The following is a 15,506-nucleotide window of genomic DNA, read 5'->3' as shown; positions in this document are numbered from 1 at the left end:
TCTGAGGGAGATGAGACAGCAGACGTAGCATTAGCAGGAAGGGCTGGCCATGAACAGGGTTAGTTTGGCAAGAATGGCCGCTTTTTGTGGATGCCCAGCCCTTCTCTGGATGAGGGCTTCATCTCAGCCTGGCAGCTCTTCCGTAACACGCAGGATGCCTGGCGTGAGCACCTTCGCCCTCAAACCACCGCGAAAGTCAGACGCTAAAAACTCCTCCGCCCCAGCGGCCACTACCCGGTCCATCCAGTGGCAGGGCTGGCACTCTTGCACACCTTCAAAGACGATGCCTTGAAACAGAAATCGCCGGCCTAACCAATCTTGCAATCTCGGCCCCCGGACGATCAAATTCCGCCGGAAGACGGAAGCGGGCAGCTTAGGCAGGCGAAAGCGGCTGCGAATGTCCTCAACCACCTGCGCATCAAAAAACGTCACCTGCCCCTTGTGGCCGATGCGCCGCTCACTGTAACGATCACCCCGTAGCCCCCGGCCCGCGATGCACTCCACCTGGCTCACCTGCTGAATGCCATGCTGCAACCGCCCTTCCCCCTGCTTGCCCCAGTAGTCATGCCCCGGTGAAATGTAGATGTGCAGCAGCTCCGCCTCCCAGACGGGCACGTTTGCGAGCACCACATCTTCCAGCGGCAGGGGCAAAGGGGGATCGTTGGTTTCCATAACGCGCAGTTATTCAAGTTCGCATCAAGGCCACCAAATGGCTCCCACACGAAGCTCTGATACTCCAACGACTCCCCCCGTATGACCCGTCCTCAATCTCTCGCCATCATCGGCAGCGGCCCTTCGGCGATCTACCTGCTCAAGCACATCATGGATCACGCCGCCAGCCTCAGCCCTACGCTGAGCGAAATCGTGGTCTTTGAAAAGAATGCTTTTATCGGCATGGGCATGCCCTACACGCCACAGACGACGGACATTTACAACATGTCAAACATCTCGTCTGAGGAACTGCCCGAGCTACCCACCACCTTGGCAGACTGGCTCCGCTCTCAGGCTCCTTCCGTCCTCGCAGACCTGGGGCTGGAGGGCATGGAGATCAAGGAAGATGAGGTGTATGGGCGTTTGGCGCTCGGCCAGTATTTCAAAGCTCAGTATCAACTGCTGCAGGCCTGGCTGTCCGAAGTCGGCATCCGCGTTCACAGCCACGCCGACTGTCAGGTGGTGGATGTCAAAGATGATGCTGAAAACCAGCGTGTCACCCTCTTCACTCAGTCGGGTGAGGCGTATGAGTTTGATCGCGTGATCATCGCGACCGGGCACCGCTGGCCTGAAAAAGACGTGCCCGAAGCGGGCTATTATGCATCTCCCTGGCCCATCGCCAAGCTGCTGCCAAAGGAGGGGAAACACTACAACTTTGTCATCGGTACTCTGGGGGCCTCACTTAGCGCTTTCGATGTGATTTCTTCACTGGCTCATCGGCATGGGGACTTTATTCGGAAGGGGGAGACCCTCACTTACCGCCCTCACCCCGGCACGGAAGGATTCAAGATGGTCATGCACTCTTCGAAAGGATTGCTACCGCACTTGCAGTTCGACCAGGAGGAGCCCATGCGGGAAATTTATCGTCATGTCAGTCCTTCAGACATGGCCAAGCTGATGGATGCCCAGGGCAGGCTGAGGTTGGAAACGTACTTCGACCAAGTCTGCCGTCCTGTGCTTCAAGAGGCCTTTCAGAAAGATGACCTGCCCGAGATGGTGAAACGGCTGAAGGACCCTTCGTTTAAGCTGCTCGATTTCATCGAGGAAATGAGCCAGCAGCATGAATACGACAATGCGTTTGAAGGCATGCGCATCGAGATGAAGGAGGCCGAGGAGTCCGTGAAACAACATCGGCCCATCCATTGGAAAGAACGGGTGGATGATCTCATCTACACCCTCAACTACTACGCCGACTGCATGCCGGCGGAGGATCATGTCACCCTGCATAAAAAGTTGATGCCATTCCTTCTCAATGTCATCGCAGCCATGCCTCTGCCTTCAGGGAATACCATTCTAGCCCTTTATGATGCAGGCAAGCTAGAGATGATTCCCGGCTCTGTCACCCATGTCAGAAAATCAAAAGCCAAGCGGCACACGGTGGTTGAGGTGGAGCAGGAAGATGACACCTCCACCTATACTTATGAGATGTTCATTGATTGCAGTGGCCAGGGCCCCCTGGAGCTCGAAGACTACCCCTTTCCGAGCCTGGTGAAAAACAAAACTGTCCGCTCTGCCTGCGCCGCTTTTTACCGATCCAAAAGCGTGGCCAAACTGGCGAAGGAAGACCCCGAACTGCTGTTAAAAATCCATGGAGACACGCTGCTAAAAACGGGCGGCATTGACATTGATCATAGGTATCGGGTGATTGGTGACTGCGGGAAGGCAAACCCAAGAATCCACGACATCGCCTTCCCTCACACCACGGGTCACCGGCCTTATTCCTATGGATTGCAGGCCTGCAATGACACCAGCCGCATCGTCGTGAAAGCCTGGCTGGAAGAAGTGCGGACTGAGGCAGCCGCAGGTTAACTTCCAGCCTCTGCCGGGCTGGATCTACTTCGCATTCAGAAAGTCACAGACCGCCGCCGCCATCACTTCGACTCCGGTTTTTAGACTGTCCTCATCCGCATCGAACATGGGGGTGTGCGCCCCATGGATGATGCCTTTTTTCTCATTGGCCACGCCTAACCGAAAGTAAAATCCAGGGGTCACCTGAGCAAAGTAGGAGAAGTCTTCCCCACCCATGCTCGGGATGACTTCCAGCACATTGGCCTCCCCCAGCAGGCGTTTGAAAGCAGGCAGGGTGGCCTTCACCAGCGCCTCTTGATTGATGATGCTGGGGTAGCCGATGCGGTAGTCCATGGTGTAGGTAGCCCCATGCGCTTCCGTGATGCCTTTGAGGATGCGTTTCATCATCTCCACCACGCCATCGCGAAAGGCCGCATCATAGGTGCGGACGGTGCCCCCCAGGGTCACTTCCTCCGCCAAGATGTTTTCCCGCTGGCCGCCCTGGATGGTGCCGATGCTGATGACCAGGGGCTGGCGGGTGTTCGTCTGCCGACTGCGGATGGTCTGCAAAGCGGTGATGGCCTCCGCCGCGACGACGATGGCATCCACACCTTTATGCGGGGCAGAGCCGTGGGCCATCTTGCCTCGGATGGTGATTTGGAAACGGTCGCTGTTCGCGTTGTCTGCACCGATGGTGTAGGCCACCTGCCCAGCTGAAAGGTAGTGCGTTTCGTCGTCCGTCACGCCCACCGGGGCGACGGAGGTGGTGCAGTGCAGGCCGAAGACGGCATCCGGTTTCGGATTGGCCATCGCCCCTTCTGCGATCATCATCTTCGCACCCCAGATGCCCTTGAAGCTGGCCGGCATGGCCTCCTCGGCGGGCTGAAAGAGGAACTTCACGCTGCCTTTCACTTGGTCGCGGTGCTTGACCAGCAGCTCCGCCACCCCCAGCGCCACTGTGGTGTGCAGGTCATGCCCACAGGCGTGCATCACACCGGGGTTCTGCGAGCGATACGGGACGGAGCGCAGTTCTTTGATGGGCAGTGCATCCATGTCCGCCCGCACGGCCACGCACTTGCCCTCCTGGCCACCTTTGAGCAGAGCCACCACACCATGCTTCGCCACGCCCGTTTGCACCTCCAGGCCCAGGGCGCGCAGGCGCTCAGCGACTAAAGCGGCGGTGCGCGCCTCTTCATTGGAGAGTTCCGGGTGCGCATGGATGTCGCGCCGGGTCTCCACGAGTTTCGGAAACATAGCCTCCACCGATGAGGCAAAGAGAGCATCGCGTTTTTCATCGGCCAAGGCCAGAGGTGAAACCCCGATCAACAACAGCGGCAGCAATTTCATACCGCAAGTTAGGAAAGGCAGACGAGGGTAGCAAGACCCCGTCTGGGGATTTTCGTCAGGCGCTCTTGCACGAATGAGGGAGTGAGAGCATATCTCCCCACCATGCTCGACATCACAGGCAAGAAGATCGCCGTCCTCTTTGGCGGCCCCGGTTCGGAACGCGAAGTGTCTAAAAAGACGGCAGAGAGTGTCATCGCCGCTTTGAAGACCAAGGGAGCGGAGGTGGTGGAAGTGGACGTGACCGGGCCAGACTTTGACGTGCCTGCGGATGCCCTCATCGCCATGAACCTGATCCACGGCACCTTTGGTGAGGATGGCCAGTTGCAGGCGATTTTGGAAGAGCGTGGTATCCCCTACACCGGTGCTGGAGTGGAAAGCAGCCGCATCGCCTTCGACAAAGCTCAGAGCAAAGAGAGATTCGTCGCCGCAGGCGTGCCTACCCCACGTTCGCAAAATTACCTGCTGGATGGCAGCCAGCCGCTCGACATTTCCATCCCCTTGGTTTCCAAACCACCGCGTGAGGGCTCCAGCGTGGGTGTGAACATCTGCCGGACCGAAGCAGAATGGGTCAGCGCCATTGAGGAAGCGAAAAAATACGGCACCTCCACCCTTGTCGAAGAATTTGTGGAGGGGAAAGAGCTGACCATCGGCATCCTGGGAGACCAGGTGCTGCCCATCATTCACATCGAGCCTGTGGATGGGTTCTATGACATGAGCAATAAATACCCCTGGCTGAATGGCACGGGCAAAACGCACTACCACTGCCCAGCAGACCTGGATGAGGCCACCACCCGGCGGGTGCAGGAGGCCGCCATGGCTGCCTTTAAATCCTGCGGCACGGAGGTCTATGGCCGTGTGGACGTGATGCTGCGGAATGACGGTGAACCTTTCGTTCTCGAGATCAACACCATCCCCGGCATGACCAGCAGCAGCCTGCTGCCCAAGGCGGCGCTGGCCGTGGGAATCGAGTTCCCTGACCTCTGCGTGCACATCATCGAGCTGTCTTTGGCAGCGCGAGCCTAGGAGAAGACGGCTTGCGACCTCCGAAAAGGCCGCAGCCACTCTTTTTTCTAGAAAAGTCATGGCGCTTAGACAGCGTTTCGGGTATTTAATAAAAGTTGATCATTAAGGCTTTAAAGTCTTGAGGTCAGCTTCTCCCGAACATGCCCTCACCCAAGAAAGCTTCTGCCCCGGCTCCGAAGCCGCCTCGTCCTGCTGCGAAAAAGCAGCCTGCGAAGGTGGGTGGAGTGACCATGGATGTCTGCCTGCGGGTGGACTCGCCGAAGATCCGCGAGATGGAGAAAAAGGCCGCGCATCGGCGAGGCTTTAAGTGGGCCCTGGGCCTCATCGCCATCATTTGCTTTTTTGTGCTGGTGAAGATCACCGTGCAGGAGGCCATCCTCAAAAACCCTCAGTTTGAGCTGCAAGATGTGGCCGTGCAGACGCGTGGGCCGCTTTCGGTGGAAAAGATCGTTCGCGCCACGTTGCTCACTCGTGGGGAAAACCTGCTGACCATCAACATGCGTGCTCTGCACACCCGCCTGCGCCAGCTCCCCCCCGTGAAGGATGTGGCCATCGAGCGGGACTTTGACGCCGGCCTGATGACTCTGCGCATCACCCAGCGGCAGCCCGTGGCGTGGCTAGACTGCCCGCGCCTGGGCATGATCGCTGGACGCCCTGAAGTAGGCCACCTACTGGACCACGAAGCCGTGCCTTTTCCCTGCGAAACGGTGACAGAGACCCTGGCCGCCCTGCCCGTAATCCGCTACGCGGCGCTGGCCCAAAAAACGGCAGGCACCGCCATCCAGGATCTGCAACTCACCTCAGCCCTCAAACTACTGCGCGAGCTGGAAGAACGCTTTGAAAAAGGCCAGCCTCAGGTGCGCAGCCTGGACATCCAGACCCCCTACTCCATGCTGGCCACCTTTGCTGACAAGTCCGTCATCACCTTCGGCGTGGATGACCTGGATGTGCAACTCGCCCGGCTGGACCGCATCCGCCTCGAGGCCCGCCAGCGGCGGTGGGAGATCGGCACGCTGAATCTCCTCGCCCGGCAAAATGTCCCCATCACCTTTCGCCAGCCGCCTGACCTCGCCGGTCTGCAGCCGGAAAGCCCTGTTCCCGTGACTCTTTCAAAAACCACCTCAGCTCGTTGACACATTATGGCGAAGACCACCATCTATGCAGGCCTGGAAATCGGCACCAGCAAGATCTGCGTCGTCGTCGGCGAGGCGAAGCGCGACGGCACCATCAAGATCTTGGGTGTTGGCACGGCTCCCTCACGCGGCGTCCGCAAAGGCGAAATCGTGGACTTTGACACCGTCCACACCTGCCTGAATGACGCCCTCGTCCGGGCGGAAGACTACAGCGATGTCATGATCCGCAACGTCTTCCTCGGCGTCAGCGGTGGCCACATCGAAAGCGTCAACAATCGTGGCTGCTACCGCCTGCCGGCTGACCAGTCGGAAATCACCGAAGACGATGTCGAAGAGGTGAAGGAGATCGCCCGCAATGTGCCTGCGCCGCAGGACAGCATCTCCATGCACAGCGTCACGCGCCAGTACATCGTGGATGGTGTGGAGGCCGTGCGCCAGCCCATCGGCCGTCAGGCACGGCAGTTGGAGGCGGACTATCACATCGTCCACGGCAGCCTGCCGCGCATCCAGAACTCCATCAAGTGCGTCAAGGAAGTGCCGCTGGAAGTCGAAGACGTGGTTTTCAATGGCATCGCCGCTGCTCAGGTGGTGCTGAACCGTGAGGCGAAACGCGAAGGCGCGCTGATGATTGACCTAGGGGGCGGCACGGCTGACTTCGTGCTTTATGAAGATGGCATGCTCACCATCTCCGGCTGCATCCCTCTGGGGGGAGACCACATCAGCCAAGACATCGCCATGGCCCTCCAGATTCCCCATGGCCGGGCGGAGGCGCTGAAGGTGACGGAAGGCAGTTGCGAATATGAAGACGTCCCTCCCGGCGAAATGGTGCGGGTGGAAGATGACACGGGCTACGTGCTCGGCGAGGTGGAGCGGGCCTTTTTGAATGAGGTCATCTACCTGCGGGTGCGGGAAATTTTGGAACAGGTGCACCAGCGCTGCGAAGGCCACACAGGCCGCATTGCCGCCGGAGTTTATCTCACGGGAGGCACCAGCCTGCTAAAAGGGATTGACGTAGTGGCCCGAGAAGTGTTTGGAATGAAGGTAACGCGTGCAGGTTCAGCTCCCGTCAGTGGCGTGACTGCTACTTTCGAGAATCCTCAATTCTCCGCCCCTATCGGTCTCATTCGTTATGCGCAGATCCTGGACCAAGAAAAGCCCTTCCTGTCCCCGCTCAAAAGGCTGGCACATCGGATGGCGGATCTCCTGTCTGTCGCCATCTGATTTTTCACCCTCCCTTTTAGCTCACCCTCCAGCCACGCCGTACTATGGTTGAATACGATCGCCACTCGCAGCGGGAAGAACCCAACAAGCCCGCCCTTCGTACCTGCATCGTCGGCATCGGCGGCGCAGGCAGCAATGTACTCGACCGCATCACGCTGGATCGCACCGTGGAGGCGCAGCTCGTCTGCATGCACACGGACATCCGTGTACTGGGCCACGCCATGGCTCCGACCAAGATCCAGCTCGGGGCGGAACTGATGCGCGGCATCGGCGCGGGCGGAGATCCCGACCTGGGCCGTGAAGCTGCCATGTTTTCCCGCGAGGAAATCCGCCAGGCCATCGAAGGCTACGACATCGTTTTCATCTGCGCCGGTCTTGGCGGCGGCACCGGCTCTGGGGCTGCTCCTGTCATTGCGGAAATCGCCAAAGCCTCCAACGCCCTGGTTTACGTCACCGCCACGATGCCCTTCAGCTTCGAAGGTCGCCGCCGCCTCAGCCAGGCGGAAGATGCCCTGACCCAACTGCAAAAGCGGGCGGATGCCCTCATCCTGTTTGAGAACAATCGCATGGGCGAACTGATCCTGCCGAAGGACGGCATCCAGAAAGCCTTCGCTCAGGCGGATCAACTCATCGCTCAGAGCCTGCGCGCCGTTTCCACCATCGTTTCCACCCCCGGGTTGGTAAAGCTGGGCCTGGATGACCTGACCAGCGCCCTCAGCACCTCCAATGGCCGCTGCCTCTTTGGCTTCGGCGAAGCCCGTGGCCAAAACCGCGGTGCCGAGGCCCTGAAGCGTGCGCTGAAGAGCCCGCTCATTGATCAAGGCCGCCTGCTGCACCAGACGAAGACCCTGCTGGTCCACATCGCCGGTGGCGAGACGCTCACCCTCATGGAGGTGGATGCCGTCATGAAGCAACTGGGCCGCCACGTGCCCGACCACACCCACATCCTCTTCGGGGTGGCTGTGGATGCCCGCCTGGGAGACGCCATTTCCGTCACCCTCATCAGTTCCCTGGGCCTCACCCAGCTCAACACCATCGCTGCAGCGGCCCCTCCCGCCAACATGCTGCCGATGACGGACCGGCCCATGCCTAGCCTGGCCGATGCAGTCGCTTCCGCCCCACTGGCAGCAGCCCCCGTGGCTGCTCCAGCTCCGGCGGCGACTCAGCAGCCTCCGGCGCTCACGCTCTCTCCGGCCCCAGCGCCCCGTGTCCGTGCCCCACGGCCCGCCCCAGCTCCAGCTCCTGTCGCCGCCCCAGCTCCTGCCCCTGTCGCTGCCGCACCCGAGCCACAACCAGCCGCCGTGGCCGCTCCAGCACGCTCCGCTCCGCTGAGCCGCGATGACTCCATGGACCTGCTGTTCAAGGACGATGAAATCATCTCCCTGGCCGCACCGGAAGCCCACACCTCTTTCATCGCAGACGAGCCTGAACTCTTCCCCGAAGCCCCAGCCGCTGCTGGTCTACCCGACGCCCCTTCTGCGGCGGAACCCGCTTACGAAGAGGAAGAGTATTATGACGAGGAGGAGCCTTCTGCCTCGCATGCCAGCTTTGCTCCAGAACCCGAGTACGAACCGGAGCCCGAGCCGCCTGCTCCCGCCCCAGCCCCGCCCGTGCGGGAGCGCCTCCGCATCGAAGATTTCATGACGCCGGCCCCTGCGCCAGCACCCGCACCGGAACCCCAGGCCGTGGCTCCCGCGCCGCAGCCCCGCCCCGCCACCTCTCCGCTGGCCGCCGTCGTCGCTCGCACCAATTTGCCGGCGGAAGACCTCGCCTATGCCCCTCCCGCTAACATGGTGGTGGCGAAAAAGCCCACGAACCAGGAACAGATTGACCTCGGGTTCTCCGACCAAGATCGCGGCCGATTCAAGGACACCGAGCCTGCCATCGCCTCCGGCGGTGAAGACCTGGACGTCCCGACCTGGATGCGCCTGAAGCGGAAGCTGAAGCGGTAACCGTCTTCCTGGATGGCCCTGCCGATCCCTGAGCAGCCTGAGGCCTGTCGCCGTGAAAATGCGCGGCGTTTCATCGTCAGCCTGCTGCCAGCTACTGCCTGCACCGCCTGTCTTCTCACCGGGCAGTGGGGCTGGGCTCTCGGCATTTTTTGGACGACTTTTTTCCTCATCGGTTATGGCAGCATCGTGCCCCGCGTGCGCCTGTTTGGTCCGCATGTGTCTCAACTTCCTGCCGAGCAAGCCGCCCAGGGTCAGGTGTGGATCACCGTGGATGATGGGCCTGACCCCACCACAACCCCCTTATTGTTAGACCTGCTGGATCGTTACCAGGCCAAAGCAGGCTTTTTCCTCATCGGGGCCAAAGCCGCCCGCCATCCCGAGCTCGTGCGGGAGATCGCCCAGCGGGGGCACCTCATTGGAAATCACAGCCAGACCCACCCTGCGGGCCGCTTTTGGTCCCTGCGCCCAGCGCGCATGTGGCAGGAAGTGGCCGGCTGCCAACAAACGCTCACACAGATCCTGGGAGAAAAGCCGCGCTGGTTCCGCCCTCCGGTGGGGCATCACAATCTTTTCCTGGCCCCACCCCTGCGTGCCCTTGGGCTGACCATGGCCATCTGGAACTGCCGGGGCTTTGACGGCGTGATCAAAGACCCCCAGCTCATTCTGCGGCTCATTGCCCGTTCGTTGAAGCCGGGGGCGATCATTCTGGTGCATGATGGCCCCGCTAACTGCGTAGAAGTACTGGGGGGAACCCTTAGATTGCTGGCCACGCGTGGTCTGCAAGCTGCTCTGCCCCCCTCGTTGCAACCCGCCTCACCCCCACCTAGGCTGGAACCTTCATGAACCGGTCTTTGATCTTTGGCATCCCCCTGGTGGCGCTCGGCGTCGCCAGTTGGGCGGCGTGGCAGGTCCATCGGGCATCCCCCGCCCGGGCCGAGGCGGTGGTGATGATGTTGCCCGGGGAGATCCCGGCGCTGAACCCCTTCCTCCCCACCAGCGAGGCCGAGCGCCAGCTCCTGGACCTGCTGCATGAGCCCCTGATCCGTCTGGACAGTCAGGGCCGCCTCTCCCCTGGACTGGCCGAAAGCTGGGCCTGGCACCAGCGGGTGACCTGCTGGTTCCCCACCACTGAAGCTCTGCAGACCGCCCAGCGTAAGCTGGCAGAAATCCCCCTTTCCCAGCGCCAAGCCTGGGCCTTGGAGGAAGTGACCACCGAAGGCCTCACCCTCATCCTCCGCTTTGCCAAACCTGGCAGCCCCGGCACGGATGAAGCCCTCCAGGCCCTGGCCACGGATGCGCTGCTGCCGCTGACCTTTCTGCGCTTGGATAGCCTGCCTGCTTCACGATCCGTCTTGGAAGCCTTTGCCGCAGATCCCGCTCACGCACCCGGCATCGTTCGTCTCTGGTTTGATGAAGATGGCACCTGTGAACTGGTAACCACCCGCCCCCTCTTGCAAGTGCGGGATGCAGTGGCCACCTGGCTGCTGGATCATGGCCAGCCTGTGCCACGCATGACACCCCTAGCAGAGGTGGCGGGCCTGCTGGAACCGGTGCTGGATTTGGAGCTGAACAATCGTCATAGCTGGCCAGATTCAGCCCCGGTGACTGCGGCGGATGTGCGCGCCACCGTGGCCCACGCCATGCGCCTCGGTTACCCCATCCCAGGGCGCGAGGGCTTCCGTCACATTCAGGAAATCAAAGCCCAGGGCAGCAACACAGTGCGGGTGACGTATCGGCGCAGTTACGGGGCTGCTTTGGCCAGTTGGGTGGGCTTCCCCATCCTGCCCGCAGCCTGGCTGGAAAAACATCCCGAAGGCACCCCTATCCCACTTCCCGGCGCAGGCGAGTGGCAGGTCATCCACCAGAGCACGCAGCGTCTCACCCTGTCCGCCCGCACACCAGGAGAGGGCAGCCAACCCACGCGGCTGGAGGTCCTCACTGGCACCCCAGCACTGCAAACCCGCGTGGCTCTCGCCACAGGCACACTGGATGTGGTGTGGCCTAACGAGAAGTCTGAACTGGAGCAAGAAACCCTGCTGAATTTTCACCCCACCCCGCCGCGAAATCGCCTGCTCGTTGTGTGGAATCTACGCTCCTCTCGCCTCTCGGAATTGCCCGTGCGCGAAGCTCTCGCTCTGGGGCTGGATCGCCCCAAGCTGCTGCCGCAGAGTAATCGAGTACGGCTAGCCGACCCCCTTTTTACCCCCAATCTGTGGTATTCTCCGGGCCCCACCGACTCCGTCTTTGACCCCAAGGCCGCGCAGGAAAAACTGGAGGCCGCAGGCTGGCTGAAAGACGTCTCAGGCGTGGCCAAAAAAGGCGGCCAAGCCCTGGAATTCCAACTGTTAGTCACCACGGGTAACGCCCTGCGAGATGCCCTGGCCCAGGAACTGGCACGGCAATGGGCCCTGCTGGGTGCCCGTGTCACCGTCCTGTCCGTAGCGCCTGAAAACTTGCTCCCAGACCACCTTTCCCCCGGTAAATTCGATGCCGTGCTGCTGGGCCTGGACTATGAACTGGCCTGGGATCAGACGGCCTTTTGGCACAGTGGGCAGGTGGGAGCCGGGCTGAATTTTGGCCAACTGGCCGACCCTCAGCTCGACCTCCTCCTCGAAGCCTTGGCAGGTGAGTTTGACACCTCTCAGCTCCCGCTCCGCGCCCGTGCTTTGCAGGAGCGTTTTCTCTCCCAGCAGCCGGTGTTACCGCTCATCGGCGACTTGCAGGAGATGGCCATTCGGCGCGCGCGCTTCCCTCAGTTGGAGGCCCCCGATTTGAATCGACCTTTGACCCTTCGCCGACTCTTACGGGCCAACCCTTTGGAATCGTTGGAGATGCGCGCGCCTAACGAATAGTTCATCATGTCCATTGTTTCATTCCTCGTTAGCCTCAGCCTCCTTTTAGGAGTGCTGCTGCTCACCGTGACGACAGCGCAAGCGCTGGCGGCCATGGCACGTGGACTGGGGACATGGGCGCGCTGGCCCCTCGCACTGCTGTCTCAGGCCCTCGCGCTGGTACCTCTCTCCGTCCTCATCTGGGCAGTGGTGGGGCAGTGGGTAGGCCAGTGGGGGCTCCCCCTCAGCAGCCTCATGCCAGCCGCAGCAGATTCTGCGGGAGGAGATGCCCTGACACGCCTCGCCACCTGGGTGTGGTGGTGGGCACCGGCCATCCTCCTCCTGGCCGCGCCCCTGACGGCGCACCTGCTGAGCTCCTGCCTCGTAAGTCGGCGGCCTTTTCACCAGCAGGTGGCAGGGTTAGCCCTCCCCGCAGCACTCGGGCTGGCCGTGGCGGAGGATGCCTTTCACCTGCCGGGCGCACTTGCAGCCCTGCTCCCTACCCTCCAACCAGAGGCCACGAGCTCCGTGCTAGGCGCTCTGCTGCCTGTTTTCTTGCTCGCTGGTTTATGGGCCTGTGGGGCCTGCGCCTGGCCCCGCCAGCCAGAGGTTTATCAGCTCACCGCACACGACCAGATCCGCGAAGGAGCCTGGGTCATCGGCCTCAGCCCAGAGGAGACTTGGCGGCGGCACCTTTGGCGCCATGATACCCGTAGAGTCATCTCCACCCTTTGCAATGGCGTGGCCTGGGGTCTGGTACTGTGGGTCGCCCTCGGCTGCCCTGGTCATCCAGTTTTAGCGGCGCAATTTCACGCCGCTTACACCGCCGCTTTGCAGACCCCAGAAGCCCCTTTGCTGCTCGCTTGGCCGTATGTGCTTTGGGCCTTGTCATTTGGGCTGCTGGCCCGCATCATCCTGCCGCGTCCCCGGTAGTACCCCTTCTCCTTTATGTCCTCTCTCCTGAGCATCCGCGACCTGAAGATCGAGTTCCGCCGCCATGGTGGACCGCCTGCCGTGGCTGTGAAGAGCCTGAGTCTGGAGCTGCAGCAGGGGGAATCCATCGCCATCGTGGGTGAAAGCGGCAGTGGTAAAAGCGCCACCGCTTTGGCCCTGGCCCGCCTGCTTCCTGAGCCCCCTGCCACCATCACTGCCGCGCATCTCAGCATCGCCGGCCATGAGGTGCTGAAGATGACGGAAAAGGAACTGCGCAAAGTCCGTGGCAAAGAAATCGCCTACGTTTTCCAGGAGCCCACCACCTCGCTCAATCCCGTCCTCACCGTCCGCACCCAGATCGGCGAAGCTCTGGACCTGCACCGCCCTGAAGTGAAGGATCGCGATGCCGAAATCCTCAGTTGGTTGCGCCTCGTCGGCATCACCGAGCCGGAAAAGCGCCTCAGCGCCTACCCGCATGAACTCAGCGGCGGCATGCAGCAGCGCGTCATGATCGCCATGGCCCTCTGTTGCCAGCCTAAGCTGCTCATTGCTGACGAGCCCACCACCGCGCTCGATGTGACCATCCAAAAGCAGATCATGGAACTGCTAGCCGATCTGCGGAAGCGCCTGGACATGAGCCTCATCCTCATCACACACAACTTCGGCATCATCAAAGATGTGGCTGATCGCGTGGCCGTGATGTTCCGGGGAGAGATCGTGGAGACCGGTCCCACGGCCCAAATTCTGAATCATCCCCAGCACCCTTACACTCAGGCGCTGCTGGACTGTGTTCCCCGCATGGGCGCGAAGAAACATCGCCTGCGGACGATTGATTACTCCGCTTTGACCCAATAGCCGCAACGGCTGCGAAGAGAATCTCCGCCCAGGTGTGACACCTGGCCTCTAGGATCGCGTAACGTTAGGTGACGACATCGTTATCCCTGATGAAACTCTTCCTCCTTCCCCTCCTCGGCCTCGCCAGCTCCATGCTTTCCCTCCAGGCCGCAGGCACTCCTGCAGATGCGGAGGGAGCAAAGGATGACGCTAACATCAAACGCTACAGCAACACCTTCATCTCTCGCTACTCCGATAAGGACTTTGATCGTTACGTGTTGCCTCTGGGCAAGGCCCTCAAGTCCGGAAGAATCACGGAGGGCAAGTATGAAAAATCCCTCGTCCTGGAAGGGCGTGTCACACGCCGCGCTTACCACAGCACCGAAGCGGACCGATCCACTCTGGAACTCTTTCGCAACTATCAGCAAGAACTGACAGCCGCCGGTTTTGAGACGCTCTACCTCCTGGAAGATGGCACTCAAACGCGTGGCGGCATCACCTTCATTGACGATGCCTTCACGTCTTCACTCCAGAGTGAATCGGCTGAAACCCGCTACCTCTCCGCCAAAAAAACCGCCCCCGATGGCTCGCAGATCTATGCCTCGCTCTGGGCGGGCAAGACGGCCTCCATCCGCCCCAACTGGGCGCCGCGTGGGGCACCTTTCGCACTGCTGGATCTCATCACCGTCGGTGGCATGGATACCCGCATGGTCGTGGTGAAGTCCGACGAAATGCAGCGCCGTATGGACGCCGATGGCAGCATCTCCCTCTACGGCATCTACTTTGATTTTAACAAAGACACCCTCAAGCCTGAGTCCGCGCCCACCCTGGAGCAGATCGCCGCATTGCTCAAAGCACAGCCTGCCCTGCGTCTCTACGTGGTCGGGCATACCGACGCCATCGGCAGTTTGCCTTCCAACATGGACCTCTCGGATCGCCGGGCTAAGGCCGTGGTCAGCGCCCTAGTCAACCAACACGGCATCGCCAGCGAACGTCTCGCCCCCGCAGGTGTGGCCTTTCTCGCCCCCGTCGCCACCAACTCCACGGAGCCTGGACGTGCTAAAAACCGCCGCGTGGTGCTGATGCCTCAAGAGGCCAAGCAGTAGCGTTTACTCCCCGCTGAAACAGCCAGTCTCGGCACAGAGGACATGGTGGGCGCAGGAATTTTCCTCGGCCACGATGTTTTTTTGTTTTCAGCCTCAGATGGGTTGGGCTGCGATAAATAATTTTATGGATTTGGACAAATAATGGATTGAGTCCATAACTTTGGCGCGTTTAATAGAAGTCATGTCTGACTTCACCGCCCTTTTTCGCGAACTTGGCATCCCCGTGACGGCGCAGCGCCTGGCGGTTTTGCGTGCTGTGACGGCGAGGCCGCACAGCACGGCGGATGTGATCGCTGATGAGGTGCGCTCAGAGATCGGAGTGATCTCCAAACAAGCCGTTTACAATGCCCTCGGCACGCTGACTGAGCGGGGGCTGATCAGGCGCATCCAGCCCGCTGGATCTCCAGCGCTGTATGAGGACCGGGTAGGCGACAATCACCACCACCTCATCTGCCGCACGTGCGGGATGACGGTGGATGTGGACTGCGCCGTGGGCAAGACGCCCTGCCTCACCGCCTCCCACCAGGCAGGTTTCCAGATTGATGAAGCCGAGGTCATCTACTGGGGCACCTGCCCTGGCTGCCTCGCCCAAAAATCTGGAAATGACCACCCAACGATAGCGAAATC

Annotated in this window: 12 protein-coding genes and 1 pseudogene; 11 read left to right on the top strand and 2 right to left on the bottom strand. The window is 60.9% G+C overall.

Annotated elements, in window-relative coordinates:
• Positions 1–123: 123 nt before the first annotated feature.
• A complete protein-coding gene (locus HNQ64_RS13165) occupies positions 124–672 on the bottom strand; it encodes an MOSC domain-containing protein (protein ID WP_184209317.1) in 549 nt (182 codons plus the stop codon).
• A gap of 81 nt (positions 673–753) precedes the next feature.
• Here HNQ64_RS13165 and HNQ64_RS13160 point away from each other — a divergent pair, with 81 nt between their 5' ends.
• Positions 754–2,520, top strand: coding sequence for an FAD/NAD(P)-binding protein (locus tag HNQ64_RS13160; protein ID WP_184209315.1), 1,767 nt, complete (start codon positions 754–756; stop codon positions 2,518–2,520).
• Positions 2,521–2,544: 24 nt separating this feature from the next.
• Here HNQ64_RS13160 and HNQ64_RS13155 read toward each other — a convergent pair whose 3' ends face one another.
• Complete coding sequence (locus HNQ64_RS13155; protein WP_184209313.1) at positions 2,545–3,846, bottom strand: M20 metallopeptidase family protein; 1,302 nt, start codon at positions 3,844–3,846, stop codon at positions 2,545–2,547.
• A gap of 102 nt (positions 3,847–3,948) precedes the next feature.
• On the opposite strand from HNQ64_RS13155, the gene HNQ64_RS13150 reads away from it, so the two are divergent.
• The 10 genes and pseudogenes from HNQ64_RS13150 to HNQ64_RS24165 all read left to right on the top strand — a co-directional run.
• Positions 3,949–4,869, top strand: a complete 921-nt coding sequence (locus HNQ64_RS13150) for a D-alanine--D-alanine ligase family protein (protein ID WP_184209306.1) — start codon at positions 3,949–3,951, stop codon at positions 4,867–4,869.
• 140 nt (positions 4,870–5,009) lie between these two features.
• On the top strand, positions 5,010–6,002 hold the full coding sequence (locus HNQ64_RS13145; RefSeq protein ID WP_184209287.1) for a cell division protein FtsQ/DivIB: 993 nt from the start codon (positions 5,010–5,012) through the stop codon (positions 6,000–6,002).
• A gap of 6 nt (positions 6,003–6,008) precedes the next feature.
• Entirely contained in the window at positions 6,009–7,223 is a 1,215-nt protein-coding gene (gene ftsA, locus HNQ64_RS13140) for a cell division protein FtsA (protein ID WP_184209284.1), read from the top strand.
• A 44-nt stretch (positions 7,224–7,267) separates the two neighbouring features.
• Entirely contained in the window at positions 7,268–9,175 is a 1,908-nt protein-coding gene (locus tag HNQ64_RS13135) for a cell division protein FtsZ (RefSeq protein ID WP_184209282.1), read from the top strand.
• 12 nt (positions 9,176–9,187) lie between these two features.
• Complete coding sequence (locus tag HNQ64_RS13130; protein ID WP_184209281.1) at positions 9,188–10,018, top strand: polysaccharide deacetylase family protein; 831 nt, start codon at positions 9,188–9,190, stop codon at positions 10,016–10,018.
• Positions 10,015–12,027 carry an ABC transporter substrate-binding protein gene (locus HNQ64_RS13125; RefSeq protein ID WP_184209279.1) on the top strand — a complete coding sequence of 671 codons (2,013 nt, stop codon included), beginning with the start codon at positions 10,015–10,017 and terminating at the stop codon, positions 12,025–12,027. Before HNQ64_RS13130 ends, HNQ64_RS13125 begins: the two co-directional genes overlap by 4 nt.
• A 6-nt stretch (positions 12,028–12,033) precedes the next feature.
• Positions 12,034–12,939: a hypothetical protein gene (locus HNQ64_RS13120; protein WP_184209277.1), complete on the top strand. Its 906-nt coding sequence runs from the start codon at positions 12,034–12,036 to the stop codon at positions 12,937–12,939.
• A gap of 15 nt (positions 12,940–12,954) precedes the next feature.
• On the top strand, positions 12,955–13,794 hold the full coding sequence (locus HNQ64_RS13115) for an ABC transporter ATP-binding protein (RefSeq protein ID WP_184209275.1): 840 nt from the start codon (positions 12,955–12,957) through the stop codon (positions 13,792–13,794).
• Positions 13,795–13,883: 89 nt separating this feature from the next.
• Positions 13,884–14,879 (top strand): OmpA family protein, encoded by a 996-nt coding sequence (locus HNQ64_RS13110; protein ID WP_184209273.1) that lies wholly within the window; start codon positions 13,884–13,886, stop codon positions 14,877–14,879.
• A gap of 181 nt (positions 14,880–15,060) precedes the next feature.
• A pseudogene (locus tag HNQ64_RS24165) lies at positions 15,061–15,477 on the top strand (Fur family transcriptional regulator); the annotation flags it as partial.
• Positions 15,478–15,506 lie beyond the last annotated feature (29 nt).

Source organism: Prosthecobacter dejongeii, assembly GCF_014203045.1.
Classification (GTDB): Bacteria; Verrucomicrobiota; Verrucomicrobiia; order Verrucomicrobiales; family Verrucomicrobiaceae; genus Prosthecobacter; species Prosthecobacter dejongeii.
Note: the sequence above shows the minus strand (reverse complement) of the source record. Positions and strands in the feature narration are given on the sequence as shown.